Origin of the sequence: Pigmentiphaga sp., from assembly GCF_019689535.1 — a bacterium.
In the GTDB taxonomy this organism is placed as follows: Bacteria; Pseudomonadota; Gammaproteobacteria; order Burkholderiales; family Burkholderiaceae_B; genus Pigmentiphaga.
The window spans coordinates 1-5,974 of sequence record NZ_JADGHH010000205.1; the positions used below are offsets into that span (position 1 = coordinate 1).

Below are 5,974 nucleotides of genomic sequence, written 5' to 3' on the forward strand. Positions count from 1 at the left end.
GCATGTGTGCAGGGCGGGGCAGGCATGCCGGCCATAAGATTTTTCGAACGCTGAATCAGGAATTCCCGGCTATTCGCCGCCCATAGGTTTGCCTAGACTCATCCAAGCAACGGATGAGGAGGCAAGGCATGCCGCGGAGCTGCGAGCGATTCATGCCCGCTTATGTCATCGAGCAGGTGATGAAAAAGCGCGGTCGTCTCGAGGTGTTCGATCGCTTCGACCCGGGCCGGACGGCGCTGGTCATCATCGACATGCAGCGCTTCTACGTGCAGGACCTGGAGCCTGCGCTGCGCATCATTCCAGCCGTCAATGAAACGGCCCAAGCCGTTCGCGAACGGGGGGGCGTCGTGGCCTGGGTCAGCATGACCGTCGGCAAGGACGGCGTCAGTACCTGGCCGCTCTATCACGACTATTTCTTCAAGCCCGAAGGCGGCGCGCGCCACCGTGACCAGCTCAGCGAGGGAGCGCCGGGGCATGCGCTGCATCCCGAACTCGACGTGCGACCGGAGGACATCCGCGCCAGCAAGTCGCGCTTCAGCGCTTTCCTGCCCGGCTACTGCGACCTGCACGAGCAGCTCCAGGAGCGGGGCATCCGCCACGTCGCCATAGGCGGCGTCGTGACCAATTTCTGCTGTGAGACCTCGGCGCGGGACGCCATGATGTTGGGTTACCAGGTCGCGATGGTGAGCGACCTGAATGCGGCGCGCTACCCCGAGGATCATCTGAACGGCCTGACGACGGTGTTCCAGAGCTTCGGGGACGTCGTCACGGCACGCGAGTTACTCGACGACCTGCTTTAGGACGGCTGCCGGACCAAGTTGGCCGCTGCGCATCGCTTATCTCCGTTACGTCAATCGAAAGGGGCGAGGCAATCATGATGAAACCGCGGTTTTCGGCAGGACTACGCCACGCATGGACCGCGCTGTGCACCGGCGTGCTGCTCTGGGGGATGCATGGCCACGCGATTGGCCAGGAAAAGGTGGTCCGGGTAGGCGTAATCGGCGAGTTCTCGGGCGTGTTTTCTATCTATGGGCAGCAGTCGCGTCGCGCGATCGAGCTTTTCATGAAGGAGCACGGGGACACCGTCGCGGGGCACAAGGTGGAGGTGATTTATCGCGACACGACCGGCGCCAACCCGGAAATTTCGCGTCGTGCCGCGCAGGAATTGGTGACGCGTGACCGCGTGCAGTTTCTGGCGGGCTTCGGCCTGACGCCGAATGCGCTCGCTGCAGCCCCGGTGGCGACCAAGACGGAAACGCCGATGATCATCATGAACGCAGCGGCCACGGCCTTCGTGCCTACTCGCTCGCCCTATATCGTCCGTTTCTCGCTCAGCCAGCCGCAGGTCACCAAGCCGCTCGCGGCCTGGGCCGCCCGCAATGGCATCAAGAGCGTCTACGTCATGGTGCCAGACTATGCGCCGGGCATCGACACGGAAAAATACTTTTCCGCTGCCTTTACGGCAGCCGGCGGGAAAATCGTCGGATCGGTCAAGACGCCGATCAGCAACGTCGAGTACGCGCCATACCTGCAGCGGGCTGCCGATGCCCAGCCCGACGCGATCTTGTTCATGAGCCCGTCCGGAGACCAAGGGTTGCAGTTCCTGAAGGCATTCAGGGAGCGCGGACTGGACAAGCGCATGAAGGTGTTGTCTACCGGCGAGCTGACCGATGAAATCGTGCTGGACACCTTCGGCGACGAGGCGTTGGGCCTGGTCACGAGCATGCACTACTCGATGGCGCACGACAGCCCCGAGAACCGCGCCTATGTGGCGGCCTGGCAAAAGGCCTACGGCGCTGACGCGCGGCCCAACTGGTACGCCACCGGCGCTTGGGACGGCATGGCCGCCATTTACCACGTCATCCGGGAGCTGAAGGGAAAGATCGATGCGGAACCAGTCCTGAAGGTGCTCAAGGGCTACCAGGCGCAGAGTCCGCGCGGGCCGATCCGCATCGACGACAACCGGGATGTTGTCCAGAACATCTATATCCGTCGCGTTGAGCGGGTCGGCGGCAAGCTGCAGAACGTCGAGTTCGAAACGTTCGAAAACGTGGCGACCGAGCTATGAGCAACATCGATCGAGCACACTCCCCGGCCTGGGCCTCACTGCCCGTCATCGGGCTGAACGAGGATCCCGACGGCTACGACATCGATGCGCGCACGCCTAATGGAGAGCAGCATCTCCAAGCCTTCGCCGAGCGCAGCGCTGCGGCGAGGCAGGCAGCGGGGCTGCAGGCGCGGACCGTTTCCTATGCAGACCACTCCTTGGCCGTCGCGGACGTGTTTCGCCCGGGGCACGGCACCGTCCGTGGCACGGTGGTCTTTGTGCACGGTGGTTACTGGAAGGGCGCAGGGCGCCCCAACCGGGCGTTTCTGGCGCCTGCCTGGGTGGCAGAAGGCGTGCAGTGGGTGAACCTCGGGTATCCGGTCGCACCGGAGACCCCTCTGCCGGAGATCTGCCGGCTCACCCGCGGGGCCATGCTCGCGATGATGCGTGGCGATGCGCCATTCGGCGGGATGGACGGACCTATCGTCCTGTCGGGGAATAGCGCGGGGGCCCACCTGGTCGCGCATGCGCTGCTCGAACCGCAGTTGCAGGCGGCCGCGGCCGGTCGCCTTGCCGGATGCATGCTGCTAAGCGGTTTGTACGATCTCGAGCCCCTGGTTTCGCTGCCCGCCAATGCGTGGATGCGCCTGGATGCGAGGCTCGCGGCCGAGCTCAGTCCCCTGCGCCACGACGTGCCCTCCCTCGATGCTCCGGTGTTGGTCACAGTAGGCGCGGACGAACCCGACGCCTTCATCGGTCAATCGCGCGCCTATGCCCGCCATTTGCTGGGCCGCGTAGAGATCGACTACCGCGAAGTCGATGGCCGCAACCACATGACGATGATTTCCGCACTGGAATCGCCGGATGCCGTGCTCGGGCGCATCGTGGCCGGATGGCTCGGCCTGCGCGCGGACGGACAGTGACGCAATGCTGGTCCAGGCGCTAGTGGTGCTCATGGATGGGCTTGCCTATGGGGCACTGCTCTTCATGATGTCGGTCGGGTTATCCATCACGCTGGGGCTGATGGGGTTCGTGAACCTGGCGCACATGGCCATCGCCATGCTGGGCGGCTATGTGATGGTGACCGCCATGGAGCAGCTCGGCCTGTCGTTCCTGGCCGCGCTTGGAACGGCCGTCGTGGCGGTGGGCGTGATCGGCGTCATCCTGGAACGCGGCCTGTTCCGCTTCGTGTATGGCGCTCCGCCCCTGGCGCAAGTGCTGTTGACCGTCGGCACGCTATTCATGCTGGGGGCTGCGGTCACTTATCTCTGGGGGCCGGGGCTGCTTTCCGTGCAGATCCCTGATTGGCTCAATGGCAGGCTGTCGCTCGGGCCCGTAGGCGTATCGCGCTATCGGTTGTTCTTGTTGCTGCTCGGGTTGGCCATCCTGGGGCTGTTGGTGGTCGGGATGGAGCGTACCCGCTTCGGCGCCATGGTGCGGGCGTCTGTCGATAACCAGGAGGTCGCGCGCAGCTTGGGGATTCCGGTCGATCGCGTATTCATGGGCACGTTTGCGCTCGGCTCGGCGCTATCTGCCTTGGGTGGCGCCTTGAGCGTGCAGGCCATGGGATTGGACCCAGGCTTCGGGTTGAAATACCTGGTGTTGGCGCTGCTGGTGGTCGTGCTGGGCGGGGCAGGCTCTATTACCGGCACTTTCCTGGCGTCGATGTTGATCGGCATTACGATGATCGCGGGAGCGTATTACATCCCCTGGGCCGGTGCGTTCATCATTTACCTCGTCATGATCGCGGTATTGACGTTTCGGCCCATGGGGCTTCGTGCCGCCCGGGGAGGGCATTGATCATGGATCGGTTCGGCGAGGCGTACCTCCGCACCCAGCGGCGCTGGCACTGGGCCGAGGCATGTTTCTGGATAGCCGTTGCGGCCGCATGGTTCGTCTTTCCCGACAATCTCGTCCTGGGCACGCAGATTCTCATTGCGGCGCTGTTCGCGCTCTCCCTGGACCTGGTCATGGGCTACGCGGGAATCGTGACGCTGGGGCATGCCGCCTTTTTCGGCATCGGGGCCTACGCCGCGGGCAAGCTGGGCCAGCAAGGATGGAGCGAACCGTTTACCGGCCTGCTCCTTGGCGGACTGGCGGCGGCCGTGGTCGCGGTGGCGACGGCCCGGCTCGTCTGCCGGGGCCATGATTTGAGCCGGCTCATGGTCACCCTGGGGCTGGGAATGCTGCTGTTCGAGCTCGCCAACAAGGCTTCGGAGTGGACGGGCGGGCTCGACGGCATGTTGGACATCGAAATCGCCCCGCTGTTTGGCGTATTCGAGTTCGACATGGCGGGGAGGGTGGGGTACGTCTATTGCGCCGTCGTGCTATTTGCCTGGTTCCTGCTGGCGCGCCATCTCGTGCGCCAGCCTTTCGGCCTCAGCCTGCACGCGGTGCGCCTCAACCCGATACGTGCCCGGGCCATCGGGCTGGACACTGCGGCCGCGCTCAGCCGCATCTACGTGCTGTCGGCGATGATGGCGGGCACTGCCGGTGCCCTGCTTGCCCAGACCAACCAATACGTCGCGCTCGACGTGCTGTCATTCCAGAGAAGCGCCGATGTCGCCACCATGCTCATCATCGGCGGCCTGGGCCAGTTGTACGGAGGGTTGGTGGGGGCGGGCGGCTTTGTCGTCGCCCAGGACGCGTTGTCGGGGTTGAACCCGGAGTATTGGCAATTCTGGCTAGGGTTGGTGCTGGTGCTCGTCGTGCTGTTCGTGCGTGGCGGCGTGGTGGAGCTGCTGCGTGTCGGGTATCGCCGGGCGTTGGCGCAGGTGCGCAGGGGCCGGCCATGATGCTCGAGACGCGCGGCTTGTGCCGCAGTTTTGGTGCGCTGGCGGTGACCCGCAACGTGTCGCTGAGCCTGGGGCGTGGGGCGCGTCATGCACTCATTGGTCCCAACGGGGCAGGGAAGAGCACCCTGGTCAACCTCCTTGCCGGGTTGTTGCGCGAAGATTCTGGAGAGATCTACCTGGAGGGCGAGCGCATCAATGGCCTGCCCGTCCACGAACGGGTGCGGCGGGGCCTGGTGCGCACCTTCCAGGTCAACTCGCTGTTTTCCGAGCTGACGCCGCTGGATGCGGTGGCTTTGGCGCTGTGCCAGGCGCAGGGGCGTGCGCTGTCGTTCGTCAACGCCCGGCGCGTTCATGCGGAGGCGGTGGATGAGGCTGCCTCCATTCTCGAGCAGGTCGGCTTGCTAGACCAGGCGCATGCCGTGACGCGGCACATGGCCTACGGCCACCAACGCCTGCTCGAGATTGCACTGGCCTTGGCCTGCCGTCCCAAGGTGCTGCTGCTCGACGAACCCGCGGCAGGCGTACCCGCGGCGGAAAGCCGCCGGTTGTTCAACGCCTTGGACGAGTTGCCCGAAACGCTGGCGATTCTCCTGATCGAGCACGATATGAAACTGGTGTTCCGCTTCGCCAAGCGCATCTCCGTCCTCGCCGAAGGCGCCTTGCTGGCGGAAGGCACTCCAGAGGAGATCGCCAACGACCCTCGTGTTCGCGCCACGTATTTGGGGAGTGGCCATGTCTGAGCTGCTTGTCATGGAGTCCGTGACCGCAGGCTATGGCGACGCGACCATTCTGGAGCAGATCGACCTGGCCATTGAACAGGGTTCGAGCCTCGCCGTGCTTGGACGCAACGGCGTGGGCAAGACGACGTTGCTGCGGACCTTGCTGGGCGCCGCCCGCCAGACGGGCGGCGACATACGCTGGCTGGGAAAAAGCCTGCGCGGCCTCGATGCGGTACAACGCGCGCGCTTGGGCATGGGCTGGGTCCCGCAGGAGCGGGCGGTCTTCCGCTCCTTGACGGTCGAGGAGAACCTAGACGTCGTGGCCCGCCCGGGACCATGGAACAAGCAGGCTGTCTGGTCGCTTTTCCCCCGCCTCCAGGAGCGACGAGGGCATTATGGCTGTCTCATAAACA

Annotated in this window: 7 protein-coding genes; all 7 read left to right on the forward strand. The window is 64.8% G+C overall.

From position 1 onward, the window contains the following. Window positions 1-128 precede the first annotated feature (128 nt). Entirely contained in the window at window positions 129-800 is a 672-nt protein-coding gene (locus IRZ12_RS14890) for a cysteine hydrolase (RefSeq protein WP_296469967.1), read from the forward strand. A gap of 74 nt (window positions 801-874) precedes the next feature. Next, window positions 875-2,068, forward strand: coding sequence for an ABC transporter substrate-binding protein (locus tag IRZ12_RS14895; protein ID WP_296469969.1), 1,194 nt, complete (start codon window positions 875-877; stop codon window positions 2,066-2,068). Next, complete coding sequence (locus IRZ12_RS14900; protein ID WP_296469971.1) at window positions 2,065-2,970, forward strand: alpha/beta hydrolase; 906 nt, start codon at window positions 2,065-2,067, stop codon at window positions 2,968-2,970. The genes IRZ12_RS14895 and IRZ12_RS14900 overlap by 4 nt, the downstream gene beginning before the upstream one ends. Window positions 2,971-2,974: 4 nt before the next feature. After that, complete coding sequence (locus IRZ12_RS14905; protein ID WP_296469974.1) at window positions 2,975-3,847, forward strand: branched-chain amino acid ABC transporter permease; 873 nt, start codon at window positions 2,975-2,977, stop codon at window positions 3,845-3,847. A 2-nt stretch (window positions 3,848-3,849) separates the two neighbouring features. Further along, on the forward strand, window positions 3,850-4,842 hold the full coding sequence (locus tag IRZ12_RS14910; protein ID WP_296469976.1) for a branched-chain amino acid ABC transporter permease: 993 nt from the start codon (window positions 3,850-3,852) through the stop codon (window positions 4,840-4,842). Next, window positions 4,839-5,582, forward strand: coding sequence for an ABC transporter ATP-binding protein (locus tag IRZ12_RS14915; RefSeq protein WP_296469978.1), 744 nt, complete (start codon window positions 4,839-4,841; stop codon window positions 5,580-5,582). The genes IRZ12_RS14910 and IRZ12_RS14915 overlap by 4 nt, the downstream gene beginning before the upstream one ends. Next, window positions 5,575-5,974 (forward strand): ATP-binding cassette domain-containing protein (locus IRZ12_RS14920; RefSeq protein ID WP_296469980.1); only part of this gene is annotated, 400 nt, incomplete at its 3' end. The genes IRZ12_RS14915 and IRZ12_RS14920, both read left to right, overlap by 8 nt.